The 16,061-nt window shown below is 66.0% G+C and carries 12 protein-coding genes; 6 read left to right on the top strand and 6 right to left on the bottom strand.

The window, feature by feature from the left end; genetic code table 11:
• Positions 1–17: 17 nt before the first annotated feature.
• The 4 genes from ACUXVE_RS14905 to ACUXVE_RS14890 form a co-directional block, all read right to left on the bottom strand.
• Complete coding sequence (locus ACUXVE_RS14905; RefSeq protein WP_445514694.1) at positions 18–2,126, bottom strand: phosphocholine-specific phospholipase C; 2,109 nt, start codon at positions 2,124–2,126, stop codon at positions 18–20.
• Between the two features lie 10 nt (positions 2,127–2,136).
• Positions 2,137–4,515 carry a TonB-dependent receptor domain-containing protein gene (locus ACUXVE_RS14900; protein ID WP_445514693.1) on the bottom strand — a complete coding sequence of 793 codons (2,379 nt, stop codon included), beginning with the start codon at positions 4,513–4,515 and terminating at the stop codon, positions 2,137–2,139.
• Between the two features lie 117 nt (positions 4,516–4,632).
• The gene (locus ACUXVE_RS14895) at positions 4,633–5,559 is read right to left on the bottom strand and encodes a c-type cytochrome (protein WP_445514692.1); all 927 of its coding nucleotides are present in this window, start codon (positions 5,557–5,559) and stop codon (positions 4,633–4,635) included.
• The gene (locus tag ACUXVE_RS14890) at positions 5,556–6,902 is read right to left on the bottom strand and encodes a c-type cytochrome (RefSeq protein ID WP_445514713.1); all 1,347 of its coding nucleotides are present in this window, start codon (positions 6,900–6,902) and stop codon (positions 5,556–5,558) included. Before ACUXVE_RS14890 ends, ACUXVE_RS14895 begins: the two co-directional genes overlap by 4 nt.
• Positions 6,903–7,085: 183 nt before the next feature.
• Between ACUXVE_RS14890 and ACUXVE_RS14885 the strand changes: the two genes are divergently transcribed.
• Positions 7,086–8,237, top strand: coding sequence for an alpha/beta fold hydrolase (locus ACUXVE_RS14885; RefSeq protein ID WP_032976526.1), 1,152 nt, complete (start codon positions 7,086–7,088; stop codon positions 8,235–8,237).
• Positions 8,238–8,240: 3 nt separating this feature from the next.
• Here ACUXVE_RS14885 and ACUXVE_RS14880 read toward each other — a convergent pair whose 3' ends face one another.
• Positions 8,241–9,380 (bottom strand): MFS transporter, encoded by a 1,140-nt coding sequence (locus ACUXVE_RS14880; RefSeq protein WP_093820029.1) that lies wholly within the window; start codon positions 9,378–9,380, stop codon positions 8,241–8,243.
• Between the two features lie 395 nt (positions 9,381–9,775).
• Between ACUXVE_RS14880 and ACUXVE_RS14875 the strand changes: the two genes are divergently transcribed.
• From ACUXVE_RS14875 to ACUXVE_RS14855, 5 genes are all read left to right on the top strand, one after another.
• Positions 9,776–10,471, top strand: coding sequence for a hypothetical protein (locus ACUXVE_RS14875; protein WP_445514691.1), 696 nt, complete (start codon positions 9,776–9,778; stop codon positions 10,469–10,471).
• Between the two features lie 2 nt (positions 10,472–10,473).
• Entirely contained in the window at positions 10,474–11,319 is an 846-nt protein-coding gene (locus tag ACUXVE_RS14870; protein WP_222389976.1) for a hypothetical protein, read from the top strand.
• Between the two features lie 2 nt (positions 11,320–11,321).
• Positions 11,322–12,113, top strand: a complete 792-nt coding sequence (locus tag ACUXVE_RS14865; RefSeq protein WP_445514690.1) for a Fic family protein — start codon at positions 11,322–11,324, stop codon at positions 12,111–12,113.
• 94 nt (positions 12,114–12,207) lie between these two features.
• Entirely contained in the window at positions 12,208–12,903 is a 696-nt protein-coding gene (locus ACUXVE_RS14860; RefSeq protein ID WP_445514689.1) for an alpha/beta hydrolase, read from the top strand.
• A gap of 156 nt (positions 12,904–13,059) precedes the next feature.
• Complete coding sequence (locus ACUXVE_RS14855; RefSeq protein WP_445514688.1) at positions 13,060–15,255, top strand: TonB-dependent siderophore receptor; 2,196 nt, start codon at positions 13,060–13,062, stop codon at positions 15,253–15,255.
• A 54-nt stretch (positions 15,256–15,309) separates the two neighbouring features.
• Here ACUXVE_RS14855 and ACUXVE_RS14850 read toward each other — a convergent pair whose 3' ends face one another.
• Positions 15,310–16,032, bottom strand: a complete 723-nt coding sequence (locus ACUXVE_RS14850) for a pirin family protein (RefSeq protein WP_445514687.1) — start codon at positions 16,030–16,032, stop codon at positions 15,310–15,312.
• Positions 16,033–16,061 lie beyond the last annotated feature (29 nt).

The raw sequence follows: 16,061 nt of genomic DNA, 5'->3' as shown, positions 1-16,061 counted from the left end.
GCTCCACAGAATCACTTTCAGCCGTGATCGAAGCGCAGCGGTTCGCTGCCCATGGCAGGGTCGCTGGTGCCAGGCCGGCCGTCTTCGGCACGTCCGGCGAGGCGTTGCTCGACGCCCTGCGAGCGCACGATCAGGTCGTACCAGCCTGCGGTTGGCGCGGGATCCCAGGCCAGTACGGTTTCCGCGCCAGCCACCAGCTGCAGTTCGCGGGTAGGCATGTGGCCGGCATAGGCTCCGGCCTGCACCTGGACCTTCCGCGCTGAAGGCGATGGATTGCGCAGTGTCAGACGCATCTGGCCGTCCGCGCGCTCCACGTGCGCGTGCAGCGGCGCGAGCGTGCCATCGCCGCGATAATGGCGATGGAATCCATTCGGTCCCAGCAGCCAGAGATCGTAACGACCCTGCGCATCCAGCGGCCAGCGATCCTGCAGCGGGGCACCCGGTACCACGGTGAAACGGCGCGGAACGGCGTCCAGGTGCAGGCGGTCGTAGACATGCAGCACGGTCGCGGCGCCATCGCTGGCCAGCTGCAGGGTGAGACCAGCGCCATCCACCGATGTGGCCTGCACCTGCGGCCGATAGGGCAGTGCCCGTGCAGGACGTACGCCTGGCTCCTGGCGGGCCGGATGCAGGCCATCGGGCAGCGCGGGCACGGTACGGCCGGGCAGGGCGGCGGCGCGCGCGGCGACCGCGGTGACATCGGGCAGCGCCTTGGCGAAGGGGCGGGTGTCGCGCTGGGCGAAGTCGAAGGCGTTGCTCAGATCACCGCAGACCGCACGCCGCCACGGCGAGATGTCCGGCGCGGCGACGCCGAAGCGGCGCTCGATCAGACGCAACACCGACGTGTGGTCGTACACCTGCGAGTCGACCCAGCCGCCGCGGCTCCACGGTGAAATCACATACAACGGTACGCGCGGGCCAAGCCCATAGGGGCGCCCACGCAGCTCGGCGGCATCGTATTTCTCGTCGCCGGGTGCCGGGTGGCGGTGGTATTCGCCCTCGGTGCTGACCGCCGACGCACCGGCCCAGCCGGCACCAAGCGGGGAGGGCGGTGCCGGTGGCGGCACATGGTCGAAGAAGCCATCGTTCTCATCGAACATCAGCAGCAGGGCGGTACGGCTCCACACCTCTGGATCGGCGGTCAGTGCATCCAGCAGGCGCGCGGTATAGGCGGCGCCCTGCGCGGGGCTGGACGGACCGGGGTGCTCGCTGCCGGCTGCGTCGGCAATGATGAAACTCACCTGCGGCAGGCGGCCGCTGATCGCGTCCTCGCGCAGTTGCGCCAGGCCACGGGTACTGACACCGCGCGCGCGCAACTCCGGGTCATGCCCCGGGTCGCCGCGGTACGCCTGGCGGAAGGTCTCGAACCCGGCAAGCGGGTTGTCGGTGAAGTTGTCGGCCATGTCCTGGTAGATCTGCCAGGACACGCCAGCCTGCTGCAGCCGCTCGACATAGCTGGCCCAGCGGTACGAGTCCGGATGGCCGCCCAGCTCGGGGAAATTGTCGTGCGAATTGGCGATCACCGGGCCGCCTGCCTGGCCCTGGGCGTCGTTGTGGCCGGTCCACAGGAACACGCGGTTCGGGTTGGTGCCGGCCTGCATCGCGCAGTGGTAGGCATCGCACAGCGTGAATGCATCGGCAAGGGCGAACTGGAACGGCATGTCGCTGCGCTGGAAGTAGCCCATCGAATGGTTCTGCTTGGCCTTGGGCCAGTGCGCCATGCGCCCGTGGTCCCATGCCTGCTGTGCATCAGGCCAGGTGTGGGGCGTGCCTTCCACCCGCATGTAGCCGAAGTGCGCAGCGGTATCCAACGGGAAGGGGGCGATGGCGCGTTGTCCGCTGGCGTCGGGTTGCAGCCACAGGCTGCGCGGGCGGTCGCCACCGGGCAGCGGCGATGCCGGGGCAACGAAACGGTCACCGAAGCCACGCACGCCCGGCAACGTGCCGAAGTAGTGATCGAACGAGCGGTTCTCCTGCATGAACACCACGATGTGCTGCAGGTCCTGCAGGCTGCGCGCGCGCGGCGCAGGGGCGATCGCTGCTGCCCGGGCGATGCTGGGCAGCAGCGGCGAAAGGCCGGCGGCGACGCCGGCCTGCAACAGTCGGCGTCGGCCGGTATCAGTCACAGGGTCACACTCACAGGTCCACGCGGAAGGAGATGCCGACGGTGCGCGGGGCGCCGATGAAGGCGTTGTCGCGGCCGTCCACCCCTGCAAGATAACGCTTGTCGGTCAGGTTGCTCACCACCAGGTTGGCGCCCATGCCCTTCAGGCGCGGCGACAGGCCCTGCAGGTCGAAGCCGATGTTGGCGTTGAACACGGTGGCCGAGGGCAGCTTGTTGACGTTGGCCGCATCCAGGTAGCGTTCGCCCAGGTAGCGACCGGACAGGCCGAAGTTCCAGTTCTCACCCTGCCAGTCGGCCGATACCACCAGGATCTGCTCCGGCTGGCCGATCACCTTGGCGCCATCGACGATGCCCAGCTGCGTGTCGCGCGCGTCGTTGCCGCTGCCCAGGTACTTGGACCGGTTGTAGGTGTAGGCCGCATTGATGCGCCAGCCATTGTCCCAACCGTAGCCGAAGGCCGCTTCCAGGCCGTTGCTCTCCACGCCGCCGAAGTTCTCATAGACGCCATCGGTCTCGCCGAGGTAGTCGATGCCGCTGACCAGGCCGGCCGGCAGGTAGACGATGCGGTTGTCGAACTTGATGTTGTACAGGGTGACCGAGGCGGTCAGCGGCCAGCGGCTGATGCGCATGCCCAGTTCGATGTTGTCGGCGGTCTCCGGTTCGACGTTGCGGAAGCGCTGGGGATCGGTTTCACCCAGCACGCCGGACGGGATCGCGGCGAAGTTCTGCGAGTAGCCGGCGAACAGTTCCAAGCCCTCCACGCCCGGGGCCCAGGTGAAGCCGGTGGACAGCAGCGGATCGGACTTCGAGTCGGACTTCACATTCTCGGCGGCGCCGATCACGCGGCGGCGGGACTGGTCGACGAAGAACTGCTTTACGCCCAGTCGCGCGCTGAACGGGCCGAAGCGGGCCACGTCCTCGACGTAGTACATCTGCTCGTCGACCTTGTACTTGTCCTCGAACTGCACCCAGTAGGGCTGGTGGTCGAAGGCGATGTCCTGGCCGACGTTGAGCAGGCGGTGCCAATCGCGGCGCACGGAACGGTCCAGCTTCTCCACCCACAGCCCGCCGCGTACGGTGTTGTCGATGGCGCCGAAGGTCTGCCGCCATTCGACGTCGGCGGTCACGCCCACGCGATCGTTGTCGTAGTGGGAGTGGCGGTAGGACTGCGCGCCCTGCACGTTGCCGGCGTAGCAGTTGGGGTCGTACTCGGCGCTGAAGCCGAGTCGCGGCGTGCAGTTGGCCAGGCGCTGGGCGGAACTGCCGTCGGGGTTCACGAAGTAGATCTGGCCGCGGTTGCTGCCACCGTAGACCGTCCTGCCGCCGAGGTACTCCGACTGCGGGCGACCGGCACCGTCGTCGTTGACGTCGGCCAGGTACGGCGGCAGCCAGTCACCGCGACCCTGCATGCGGTGCCCGTAGGCGGCCATCGAGGCCTTGAAACCGTTGCCGTCATCGAAGGCGGCGCGCAGGTAGCCGAACGTGTTCTCGCGCAGTGCGCGCGAACCGGAGCGGTAGTTCTGGTCCAGGTACGGAATGCCGGTTAGGGTGCCGACCAGGCCGTCGCGGTCGGGGTTGGTGGCGAACCCCTGCGGCGAAACGCTGGTGTACTCCGGCTCGTCGGCATCGTTGTAGGACAGGTAGCCGGTCAGGGTCCAGCGGTCCAGCTCGGTGATGAACTTGCCGGCGATGTTGTCGTTGCTGGTGTGGCCGGTGCCATCGATCCAGTCATGCACGCGCGCCGACGATGCGCTGATCCATGCGCGGGTATGCCCTCCAAGCAGGCCGGTGTCGTAGCGCACGTAGTACTTGCGCGCTTCATTGTCACCGGCACCCACCACCATGCGCAGTCGCTGCTCCTGCAGTGGGTCGCTGGTGAGGAAGTTCAGGGTGCCACCGAGTGCTTCGTTCGAGCGCGAGGAGATATCGGCCGTACCCTGGCTCACTTCCACCGTTTCCAGGTCGAGCGTGTCGATGTAGCGGTTGGCCAGCGAGCCGCCGCCATAACCGGAACCACCATTGGGCAGGCCATCGATGGTGGTGCCGATCTGCTGGGTGTCGCGGTTGGTGACAAAGCCGCGCATGCTGATCTGCGTGCCCCAGACCGACGAACCGGTGGCATCGGCTTCGCTGACGACCACGCCGGGCACTTCGTTGAGCGCGCCATTGACGCTGCTCAACACGGTCTGTCGGTTCAACGTTTCCTGGCGCACGGAGGTCTTGGCATAGCTGGTGGCCTGGCCGATCACCTGTACCTGGTCCAGGGTCCGCGCGTCGGCGCTTCGCGTATCGGCCACATCGCCCTGCGGTGCTTCGGCCAGGGCATCCAGTGCGGGAGCAATCAGCAGGGCAAGCAGCGAGATACGGGGAAAGCGCGCAATCGTTCGCATCGAAACCGGACCTTCAAGGGAGGAAAGTCCGGGAGTGTCGGCAGCGCCGATGACATGGCGGTGACGCGCAGATGCAGGGAGTGTGTTGTGTGACGGCCGGCAAGACCGGGGCGTTGCTCAGTAGCGCGCGTCCTTCGGTTTTGGATCGCGCGGCCAGTCCTTGGCCTTGCCGGCGAAGTCCGGGCGCGGCTTGTTGATGAAGTAGCTGGCGATATCCACCGCGTCCTGGTCGGGCATCACCTGCTGGCCCAGTGGCGGTTCACGGGTCATTGCCGGCGGCATGTTGTGCTTGACGAAGCCTGCGGCCTTGTACAACCGCGCCATGCCGGCACCGATGTTGAAGCTGCGCTCGCCCCACAACGGCGGGAACGCGATATCGCCGCTGGCATCGCGCCGGCCTTCGCCGTTGTCGCCGTGGCAGGCGGCGCACTGCGCGGCATACAGCGCCTGCCCGCGCACGGGGTCCGGTGTCAGCGTGCTGTCGATCGGCCCTTCGCTGGGCGCGGCCACGCGCGCACCCTCCGGTACCGGGCGGCTCAGCCACGCCATGTATTCCAGCATCGCACGCATCTCCGGCGCGTCCTTGGCCAGTGGTTTGCCGTTCATCGAGCGCTGCAGGCAACCGTTGATGCGCTCGGCCAGGCCGATTTCCCTGCCCGGTCGCGGCATGTAGCGCGGATAGCTGCCGCCTCCGGTATTGAAATAGTGGTTGCCGAACGGTCGCTTGCCCTCGGCCATGTGGCACGAATTGCAGTTCAGATCGTTGCCGACGTTGTCCGGCAGCAGGCGTGCGGTCTCGTTGAGCAGGCGACGGCCGAACATCACCGCGTCGGCGTTGCCGAGGCTGGCGATCTCCTCGGCACTGGGTACGTGGTACTGGCCCACCACCTGGCCGTGGCTGTCGAGGATGTCCAGGGTCCTTGCGACTTCCGCGTCCAGGTCCGGGTACAGGTGCTGGTACAGCAGCGCGCCAGCACCGGCCAGCAGCACCACAACGACCGCGCTGGCGATCAACGCTGTCGAACGCTTTTTCGAACGCCTCATTGCGCCGTCTCCTGCGGGACCACATGCGCCGGCTTGTCACGCACCACCCGGCGCATGCGTGCTACGTCCAGTTCAGTGACTGCGCTGGCCTGGTTGCCCCAGCTGTTGCGGATGAAGGTGAGGATGTCGGCGAGCTGCGCATTGGGCAGCTGCTCGAAGCCCGGCATGGTGAATGCCATGGGGTCATGCGCGGTATGTGGCGTGCGCCCGCCGGTCAGGGTTACCTGCACCAGCGAGCTGGGATCGTCGGCGAACACGATGGAGTTGCCCGCCAGGGCAGGGTAGACCCGCGGCATGCCCCGGCCATCTGCGCGATGGCAGGCCTGGCAGTGTTCGGCGTAGGCCAGCGAACCGGCCACCCGGTAATCGCCGCCGCGCAGTGCGGCGGTAGTGGTGTCGGTGCCCGGCGTCCACTGCGCGCTGCGCCCTTCGCGCGCCGGCAGCTGCTTCAGGTACCGCGCCATCGCCAGCAGATCTGCGTCGGACAGGTACTGCGTGCTGTGCTCGACCACATCGGCCATGCCGCCAAAAGCCGCGGAGCGATCGGTGCGGCCGGTACGCAGGAACTCGACGATTTCGGCTTCGCTCCAGCTGGCCAGGCCGGTCTGTTCATTGCGCAGGTTCTTCGCGTACCAGCCTTCCAGCACCGAGCCGGACAGGAACTGGCGGCGGCCATCATCGGCCATCGCCTTTTCCTGGAAGGCCAGCCCGCGCGGGGTATGGCACGCGCCGCAATGGGCCAGGCCTTCAACCAGCTCGGCGCCGCGCTGCTGGCCGGCATCCAGGGTGGGATCAGGGCTGAAGCTGCGCGGGCGTGCGAACAACAGCTGCCACCAGGCAAGCGGCCAGCGCATGTTTGCCGGCCACGGAATCGTGCTGTCGGCGTTGTCCTGCCGGACCGGCTGCACCGCACCCATGAAGTAGGCATACAGCGCTTTGATCTCGGTATCGCTGGCGATCACGTACGAGGCGTAGGGCATGGCCGGATACAGCGGCTGGCCGTCATGGCGGATGCCACGCCGCACCGCGCGCTCGAAATCGGCGTAGTCGTATGCGCCGATGCCGGTCTCCGTGTCCGGTGTGATGTTGGTCGAGTACAGCGTGCCCATCGGGGTCTGCATGCCAAGGCCGCCGGCGAACGGCCTGCCGCCCGGTGCGGTATGGCAGGCGGCGCAGTCGGCAGCACGCGACAGATACCGGCCCTGCTCGATCAGGGCCGGGTCGTGGATGTTGACCTCGGCCTGTTGCCGTGGGGCGAACCAGTACGGTGTACTGCGGGCGATGCCGTAAGCGGCGGCCAAGGTGGCGGCCAGGGCAATGGCGAGCTTGAACGGGGTGCGCATGCCGGCACTGTGGCCATTCATGCGATGGCATTCATTGATCCGGATCAATGCTTTGGCCGGTCGCGACATTGTGACAAGCTGAATCGATCCTGCGCTGTCATCAACCCGTCATCCAGCTGCGATAGATGGCGCCGGGCGTGGCCGCTAACCTGCCACGCTGTCGCACTTTTCCCCTGACTGCCCATGAAGCGCCTGCTGCTGCTTTTGCTGGCGTGCGCCGGCCTGTGGCTGGCTGCATGCTCTTCCTCGATGACGGCCTCGTCCACCTCGCTCAGCGATCGCCTGATCGCGCCCGGTGGCGTCTCGACCCTGCTTGATCAACCGCGTATCGCCGCAGCTGTGGCCGCGCTGCCGAACCGGCATGGCTTCGCCCCGGGCCGTGATGGCGTGCCGATCTTCTGGCGTGCTTTCGATCCGGGCGACTACGGTGCGCGCTACCACTACCTGCCGCAGCAGCACCAGAACGGCCTGCCGCTGGATACCGGGTTGAGCCTGTCCGTACCGCAGCCGTTCCGCGCGCAGGCACCGCGCGGCACCGTGGTGCTGCTGCACGGCTGGATGATGAACGGTGATTCGATGCTGCCATGGTCGCTGCAGCTGGCCGAGTCGGGCTACCGCGTGATCACCCTGGACCTGCGCAACCATGGCCAGTCCGGCGCCGGTCCCTCCGGCTACGGCACCTATGAGTCGGACGATGTTGTGGATGTCATCGCCGAACTGCGCGCGCGCGGCGAAGTGACCGGCCCGCTGTACCTGTTCGGTGTTTCCTACGGCGCTGCCACCGCATTGTTCACCGCCGACAAGCTGGGCGACCAGGTCGCCGGCGTGGTGGCGATGGAATCGTTCGCCAATGCCGGGGTTGCGATCCGCACCATGATTCCGCATCTGATGGCCCTGCAGCCGGAAGGGTTGAAGGCACAGGCCATCGCTTCTTATGCACGCTGGCGCTACGGCAGCCAGGACATCAACCAGGTGGTGGCCGCCGCCAGCCGCCGCATCGACGTGGATCTGGACAAGGTGGATGTTGCCCGCGCGCTGGCCGATACCCGCGCCTGCGTGCTGCTGCTGCACGGGCAGGGCGACCAGCACATTCCGGTCAGCCAGGGGCGTGCGCTGGCGCAGGCCAATCCGCGTGCGCACTACATCGAGATGCGCGGCGAAGATCACATCACCCTGCCGCTGCGGCTGGACCTGCTGGCCGGAGTGGTCGATGACTGGATGGCGCGCGACGAGCACCATCCGAAAGCCGCGTGTCCGGCACCGCAGTTGCCGGCCCAGGCCGAATGGCTGGTGCATGGCGTCGACACACCCGCAAAAACCCCAGCACGCGGCTGAGCGTCAGGGCAGGCGGCGGGCCAGCGAACGTGCAGATGCCGCTACACCCAGCAGCATCGCTGCCACGCACAGGAAGGCAAAGCCCAGGCTGGTGGCATGGGCGAGCGCGCCGATCGCTGCGGGGCCTGCAAGAATGCCGGCATAGCCCAGCGTGGTGACTGCGGTGATCGCAATGCTCTCCGGCATCGCGCGCTGCTGACCGGCCATCGAGAACAGGGCGGGCACGATGTTGGCGCAGCCCAGGCCCACCAGCACGTAGCCGACCAGCGCCATGGCAAAGGAGGGCACCAGCGTGGCCAGCGCGAAACCGGCCGCAGCGGTGATGCCGCCAATGACGATGGTACGGGTTCGGCCGAGGCGCTCGACGATGCCATCGCCGAACAGGCGCATCGCCGTCATCGCCAGCGTGAACACGGCAAAACCGGCACCGGCCTGGTCGCGCGGCACGTGGCGTATTTCGGCCAGGAACACCGCGCTCCAGTCCAGCATCGAACCCTCGGCCAGGAACACCACGAAGGCGAGCACGCTGATGAACAGCACCACGCCGTGCGGCAGGGCCAGCATCGGGCCGTCATGCAGAATGCGCTGCGGGCGCCAGTGCGGTGCCGACAACAGGGCCACCAGCAGCATCGCCGCCACGGCAACCCATGACGCCAGCCACAGGGGCGTGCCGAGAACCAGCAGGCCGGTCATGCAGCCGGCGCCGATGAAGCCGCCGATGCTGTAGAACGCGTGGAAGCCGGACATCATCGGCCGCCCTGCATCGCGCTCGACGGCCACCGCCTGCATGTTCATCGTGCAGTCCATCGCCCCCACACCCGCGCCGAACACGAACAGCGTTGCTCCCAGTGCCAGCGGCGTGGGGGCGAGCGTCAGCAGTGGCAGGGCGAGCAGGATCAAGGCCGTGGTCGCGATCATCAAGCGGCGCGAGCCCAGGCGCGCGGTCAACGCACCGGCCAGTGGCATCGCCAGCAGCGAGCCGAGGCCAAGGCACAGCAGCAGCCCGCCCAGGCTGGCGTCGGACAACCCGGCCTTGGCTTTGGCGAAGGGCACCATCGGCGCCCAGGCAGCGGTGGCAAAGCCGGGGATGAAGAACGCAGCGCGGGTCGCGTGCTGCTGGGCGCGGGGAGAAGAGGGCGTCATGCGCGAGGAAGGCTCCAGAGGGTCGATTGCATGAAAACGTTTTCATAATCCGTAGGCAAGTGCCATGGATGACATCGGATGTCGAATACGAATGCATCGTGGCGATTCCTCCGGTCTTCCCTTGCAGGTAGCGCATTCGGGCCATTGTGAGGACGGCGCATGCAGCGACGGTGCGCTGCATCGATGCTCGCGCAATGGCTCGCGCAGATGTCGCGCGCATGGAAGTGTGACCCTTCGCCAGCTTTGCACCCGCACGAGCGGAATCCTTGGCGCAAGCATGGACATTTTCCGATACAGAGCCTGCGAAGCACCTCCTAAGGTCTCTCCGTCGCGCAGAAGCGACCGGGGCAGGGAATCCCTGCTCACCGCCTTGCCCTTCATGGAGGAAATCGTCAATGAACTCACCGCACGTGCTGAAGCTGGTGATGGCCAGCGTTCTTGGTCTGGGAAGCGGCGCGGTTGCCGACGGCGCACTGGCCGGAGGCAGTACCTGCACGGATTCGGGATGCTGGGTCTATCCGCCCATCCTTCCCAACCCTGGCGGGGGCAGAGGAGGAGGAGGCTGGGGCGGCGGTGACGGTTCGTCAGACCCGCGCGACGAATATCACAAGATCTCATGGTGCACCGATGCCCCCGGTTACGCCTGGGACGGCCATGGCTGTGACCTCTACAGCCCGCCGGTGCTGGCGGTAAATGGCTGTGGCACGGCGGGTGGCGTACCGGTGCCGGATTTTCTGGTTGCACCAGGGGCGTTGCAGGGCGGCGCGGCGGCGTTCGGAGCGATGTTCAAAGCGGCCTGTGATGCGCATGACACGTGCTACGGGACGCATGGCAATGACAAACATCAGTGCGATGAACGTCTTCGGCAGGACATGATCGCGGATGGACAGCAGAGGCTCGGTGGCGCATTTCCTGCATTCGGTGCATTCGTGATAGGCCAGGCCACGGCGTATGCAAGGTTTCTGCAGTGGGAATGGATCGAGCCCTGGACGTCACAGCCGGCGTATGACCGGTCGCAGATGGACGCGGCCTGCCGTACATCCAGCGCTGCCTTCAAGAACTACTGCGATCATCTCGGGTTCGGGAGCTGACCATGAAGTTCACCTGGAAGGCTGCAGGCCTGTTGGCGGTCCTGGTTCTGGTCCTGGTCTGCGGCGGACTGTGGCTGCTGGATTCATATGTCGAGGGGGATGTCGATTCGCTGCAATCGGCTCACCAGGCCGATCCTCTCCTGCAGCCCTACCGCGGCGCGATGGCGGGGATGAAGGCGCAGCGTGATGCGGACGCGCTGGCATCCATGAAGAAACCACCGCAGCAGCGCAAGCTGACGGTGCGCGAGGCATTTGCGGGCGATCCCCGTCTGATTGCGTTGTCGGTTGAAGAGGCGGCATGGATGGATCGGCATCACTACCCAAAAGCTGCCGACCTGGCAGCAGCAGAGTCGATCGATCCGCGACAACTGGCAGGAACCCGCGATCCCCGGCTTTTGACGATGGCGGGTTCCGCATTCAAGAAACGTGGTGAGTACATGCTGGCCATGAGCCAGAATTTCGATGCCGGTGCCCATGGCGCTTTGTATGCCTATCAACAAGGTGCGGTTGCCGAGCGCGCACTGTACGAGGAGCGTTTTGGACCTACGAATCGGGATACTGCCGGTGTACTGCGAGCTCGGCTGGAGGTGCCACTGGCGCTGGGGGATCACACCGTGCAGTACCTGATGGATACCGTGATGGCTGACGTGGACGCCATGGCATCCCCGAAGCACGTGCAGATCCAGTCCCGCGAGTTCCTGCGCGCGCTTGCCGAAGACGCCCGGCTGCAGGGGTTGCCGCCGCCCAGCGTGGATCCCCGTCCAAATGCAGCGCAATGGAACGAGCTCTATCAATTGAGTCGATCGGGTGCTGCAGATGATCTGGTCACCATCTACGAGCGCCAGTAACCATGGATATCACGTTCACCTGCAGCGACCAGTGGATCGCTGATGCCTTTTCCGAGCTGCGCCTGTCGTGTGGTGTTCCGCTTCGGCAGGACGTCACTTGTCCGCTGCCAGTGGCAACCGCGCTGCTGCTGCATGATTCGTTTGATCGTTCCGAGCTCTTTGAACGGAACCTGGAGCGTCATGAGCTGCTACACGCGCACGCACTGCTCGAACCGGCACTCAACCGCGCGCACGCTGCGTGCACGCTGGGGCAGCTATCAGCGGCACTGGAAACGATCACCGGCCTTCGTCCGGCGCAGCGCATGCGCGGAATAGGGATCGCGACGCAGAACTCCTACAGTCAACGGTTCCGCGGACCTTCAGCGGTCCAGGCCATGCGAGCGTCGGTGCGCTTGTTCAGCACACGGCGCCGGCAAACGGAACGGTCCGGTATCGAGAAGGCACTGGCCACCTATGTGGTCCTGTTGTCGATCCATCCGTTTGCCGATGGCAATGGGCGCACGACACGCATGCTGTTTGCCGCCGATGCGCTCGCGCATGATGGTCATGCCGCGCCTCAATTGACGCTTGCTCTGATTCTGCTGCACCGTGGGCGGGGACGGCTGTTCCATCTGGCTGCCCTGTGCGCCCGCACAGGTGACTTTTCGATGCTGGCAACGTGCTACAGCGAGGCATTGTCGTTGGCTGGCGCGTTTCTCCCGGCACTGTGCCCGCAACAGGGGCGGCCAGCATTGTTCGACGGATATCAGAGGATTGATGGACTGTTGAAACGCGCACCAGCTCCGCACATCTGAATTCCGGCTCCAAGGCCTCACCGGGGATTAACGTCGCCAGCGCAGAGTAGACCGACGGTCGGCATTCCGCCCGGCCGCCGCCGGAGATCAGCGCATGAGCACCACACCGACCATCCTCCTCGTCCATGGGTTCTGGGGCGGGGCCGCACACTGGGGCAAGGTCATCCTGGAGCTGCACCGCAAGGGCCATGACCAGGTGAAGGCGGTCGAACTGCCGCTGACCTCGCTGGTCAACGACGCCGAGCGGACGCGCAGGATGATCCGCCAGATCGATGGCCCGGTCGTACTGGTCGGGCACTCCTACGGAGGCGCGGTGATCACCGAAGCCGGCAACCAGCCGAATGTGCAGGCGCTGGTCTACATCGCCGCCTTTGCGCCGGACAGTGGTGAGAGCCCCGGCGGCATTACCCAGCAGCACCTGCCCGAAGCAGCACCGAACCTCGCCCCGGACAGCGATGGCTATCTGTGGCTGCGTGCCGACAAGTTCCATGAGAGCTTCTGCCAGGACCTCAGTGCCGACGAAGGCTGGGTGATGGCGGTGACCCAGAAGGCGCCGCTGGCCAGCACCTTCGGCGATGCGATCAGCGATCCGGCGTGGAAGCACAAGCCGAGCTGGTACCAGCTTTCCGGCCAGGACCGGATGATCGCGCCACAGAACCAGAAGGCCATGGCCGAACGCATGCAGCCCAAGCGCCTGCTGCAGCTGGAGGCAAGCCATGCCTCGCTGGCCTCGCATCCCTCCGAAGTGTCAGCACTGATCCTGGAGGCCGTAGCCGCCGTCGACGGCTGACTATCGCCAGGCAGCAGTCCCTGGTCAGGCACTGGCGCCACCCCACGACAGTGGGGGCGCAGGAGAGTAAACTCCTGCGCCGGCCGCCCTTGGCCGCATTCCCCCTTCCCCTCGAGCCGCCGCCAGAGGATCCCACCCCTTCGTGGAGGTCCCGTCGTGTCGTCTGTGCCTGTTCGTTTTTCCGTGCTGTCCCTGCGTCGCCGCCCATTGGCGAGGGCCCTTGCCAATGGTCTTCTGCTGACCACAGTGGCCACTGCCGGCGCCGCCTCGGCGCAATTGGCGCCGGTTGAAGAAAAGGGCAGGACAGCCTCGCAGACCCTGCAGACCGTGCAGGTCACCGCCAACCAGCTGGGCACCATCACCGAGGGCAGCGGCGCGTACACGCCGGGTACCATCGCCACCGCCACCCGCCTGGTGCTGACTCCGCGGCAGACCCCGCAGACCATCAGCGTGATCACCCGTGCGCAGATGGACGACTTCGGTCTGGATGGCATCGATGACGTGATGCGGGTGACCCCGGGCATCAGCATCGTCACCTACGACAGTGAGCGCACCGAGTACTACGCACGTGGTTTTGCCGTGCAGAACTTCCAGTACGACGGCATTCCGATGTCACGCGACTCGGCGTACTCGGCCGGCAATACGCTCAGCGATACCGCGATCTACGACCGCATCGAAGTGCTCAAGGGCGCCACCGGCCTGCTGACCGGCATGGGCGACCCCGGCGCGACCATCAACCTGGTGCGCAAGAAGCCGGGCAAGGAATTTGCTGGCAGTGCGACGCTGGGCGTCGGCCGCTGGGACGACTACCGTGCCGAAGTCGATGTCGGCGGCCCGCTGGCCGCCGATGGCCGCGTGCGCGGGCGCGCGGTAGGTGCCTGGCAGGACAAGCATTCCAATCTGGATTTCTACCAGCGCACCAGCAAGGTCGGCTATGCCGTGCTGGAAGCCGATCTGGGCGAACGCACGCTGCTGACAGTCGGTGGCGACGTGCTGGAGAGCGATCCCAAGGGCTCGACCTGGGGCGGTATTCCGCTGCTGGACAGCCAGGGCAATTTCAACGACATGCCGCGCTCGTTCAACAACGGCACCCACTGGAGCGGTTGGCGCCAATACGTGCGCACCGGCTTTGCCACGCTGGAACATACCTTCGACAACGACTGGGTAGCCAAGCTGCAGCTCAACCATCAGGTCAACGGCTACGATGCGGCACTGGCCGGTGCGGCCGGTGGCAATCCCGATCCGGTCACCGGCGAAGGCGTCTCGTTGTGGCTGGGCAAGTACGTCGGCAAGACGGTCAGCAACGCGGCCGACTTCTATCTGAGCGGCAATTTCGGCCTGTTCGGTCGCCAGCATGAACTGGTGGTCGGCGGCAGTGCCTCGCGCAAGCGCTGGACCAACACCGGCTATTCGCCGCAGCCCGGGTACCCGACCGCCGTTGCCGACTACAACAGCTGGAAGGGCGACATCCCGGAGCCGGAATGGCAGCGCGGTTATGGCAACAATGAGGTGACCCGCGAGAACGGCCTGTACGTGGTCGGTCGCTTCGACGTGGCCGACCCGTTGAAGGTGATCGTCGGCAGCCGCCTGGCCAGCTACCGTTCGCCGCAGACGCGCGAGACCGGCGTGTTCGTGCCTTATGCCGGCGTGGTCTACGACCTTGGCCAGCACTATTCGGTGTATGCCAGCTACAGCACCATCTTCAAGCCGCACAGCGAACGCGACGAACAGGGCAAGGCACTGGATCCGCTGGAAGGCCGCAGCTATGAAATGGGCCTGAAGGCGGAGTTCCTCGACGGCCGCTTCAATGCCAGCGCGGCACTGTTCCAGCTCGACCAGGACAATTTCGCCCAGCTTACAGGCGGCAAAACGCCCAACGGAGAAGACGCCTATCGCGCACTGATGGGCGTACGCACCAAGGGCTACGAACTGGAGATGTCCGGGCAGTTGGCCGAGGGCTGGCAGGTGCAGGGTGGCTTTGCGCACAAGATCGCCCGCCAGGCCGGCAGCAAGGTGACCACGCTGGAGCCGGAAAACCAGTTCAGCCTGCACACCAGCTACCGCCTGCGCGGCGACTGGCAGGGCCTGACCGTCGGTGGCGGTGCGCGCTGGCAGGACTCCACGTTCGGCGACATCACCAACCCGGCCAGTGGCACGTCGGTGGTTCATCGCACCCAGCCGTACTGGCTGCTGGATGCCATGGCCCGGTACCAGTTCAACGATCGCCTGTCGGCCACGGTCAACGTCAACAACCTGCTGGACAAGCGCTATTACACGATCTTCAGCTGGTACAGCACCTACACCTGGGGCGAGCCGCGCAACGTGCGGCTGGCAGTGACGTACAGGTTCTGATCGCGTTGCAACAGGACATGCCCGCGCTGCCGGATGGCATCGCGGGCATGCTGGTTACAGCTTCAGGTCGAACACCAGCACTTCGGCGTCGTTGCCGTTTTCCAGGGTCAGCTGTGCCTCGTCGCTGACCTGCAGTGCGTCACCCGCTTCCAGGGTGATGCCGTTGACCTGCAGCTGGCCACGCGCCACCTGCACATACGCGCCGCGGCCGGCAGCCAGGGCGTGGTGCAGCTTCTGCTCGCCATCGAGGATGGTGGCGAAGATGCGCGCATCCTGATGGATATGCAGCGAACCATCGGCGCCATCCGGCGAGGCGATCAGGCGCAGCTGGCCGCGCTTGCTCTCCGGCGTGAAGTGGCTCTCCTCATACGACGGCGCGATGTTCTCGGCCTCCGGGAAGATCCAGATCTGCAGGAAATGCACCGGATCGCTGGCCGAATGATTGAACTCGCTGTGGCTGACGCCGCTGCCTGCGCTCATGCGCTGCACGTCGCCGTAGCGCAGCACCGAACCGGTGCCCATCGAGTCCTTGTGTTCCAGCGCGCCGCCCAGCACGTAGGAGACGATCTCCATGTTGCTGTGGCTGTGGGTGCCGAAACCCTGGCCGCCGATCACCTTGTCTTCGTTGATGACCCGCAGCGGGCCGAAGCTCACATAGCGGGGGTCGTAGTAGCTGGCGAACGAGAAGGTATGGCGCGAGGACAGCCAGCCATGCTCGGCCAGGCCACGGGTAGCGCTCTTGCGGATCTGCAGGGCATCGAGGCTAAGCTTGAGCATTCGAAATTTTCGATGATGGCTGTCAAAAC

It is taken from the genome of Stenotrophomonas sp. 3(2025), assembly GCF_052665395.1.
Note: the sequence above shows the minus strand (reverse complement) of the source record. Positions and strands in the feature narration are given on the sequence as shown.

Coding starts and splice junctions, on each gene's coding strand:
- ACUXVE_RS14870 (WP_222389976.1), top strand. CDS start 10,474: ATGAAGTTCACCTGGAAGGCTGCAGGCCTGTTGGCGGTCCTGGTTCTG.
- ACUXVE_RS14875 (WP_445514691.1), top strand. CDS start 9,776: ATGAACTCACCGCACGTGCTGAAGCTGGTGATGGCCAGCGTTCTTGGT.
- ACUXVE_RS14885 (WP_032976526.1), top strand. CDS start 7,086: ATGAAGCGCCTGCTGCTGCTTTTGCTGGCGTGCGCCGGCCTGTGGCTG.
- ACUXVE_RS14865 (WP_445514690.1), top strand. CDS start 11,322: ATGGATATCACGTTCACCTGCAGCGACCAGTGGATCGCTGATGCCTTT.
- ACUXVE_RS14900 (WP_445514693.1), bottom strand. CDS start 4,515: ATGCGAACGATTGCGCGCTTTCCCCGTATCTCGCTGCTTGCCCTGCTG.
- ACUXVE_RS14880 (WP_093820029.1), bottom strand. CDS start 9,380: ATGACGCCCTCTTCTCCCCGCGCCCAGCAGCACGCGACCCGCGCTGCG.
- ACUXVE_RS14890 (WP_445514713.1), bottom strand. CDS start 6,902: ATGCGCACCCCGTTCAAGCTCGCCATTGCCCTGGCCGCCACCTTGGCC.
- ACUXVE_RS14850 (WP_445514687.1), bottom strand. CDS start 16,032: ATGCTCAAGCTTAGCCTCGATGCCCTGCAGATCCGCAAGAGCGCTACC.
- ACUXVE_RS14895 (WP_445514692.1), bottom strand. CDS start 5,559: ATGAGGCGTTCGAAAAAGCGTTCGACAGCGTTGATCGCCAGCGCGGTC.
- ACUXVE_RS14860 (WP_445514689.1), top strand. CDS start 12,208: ATGAGCACCACACCGACCATCCTCCTCGTCCATGGGTTCTGGGGCGGG.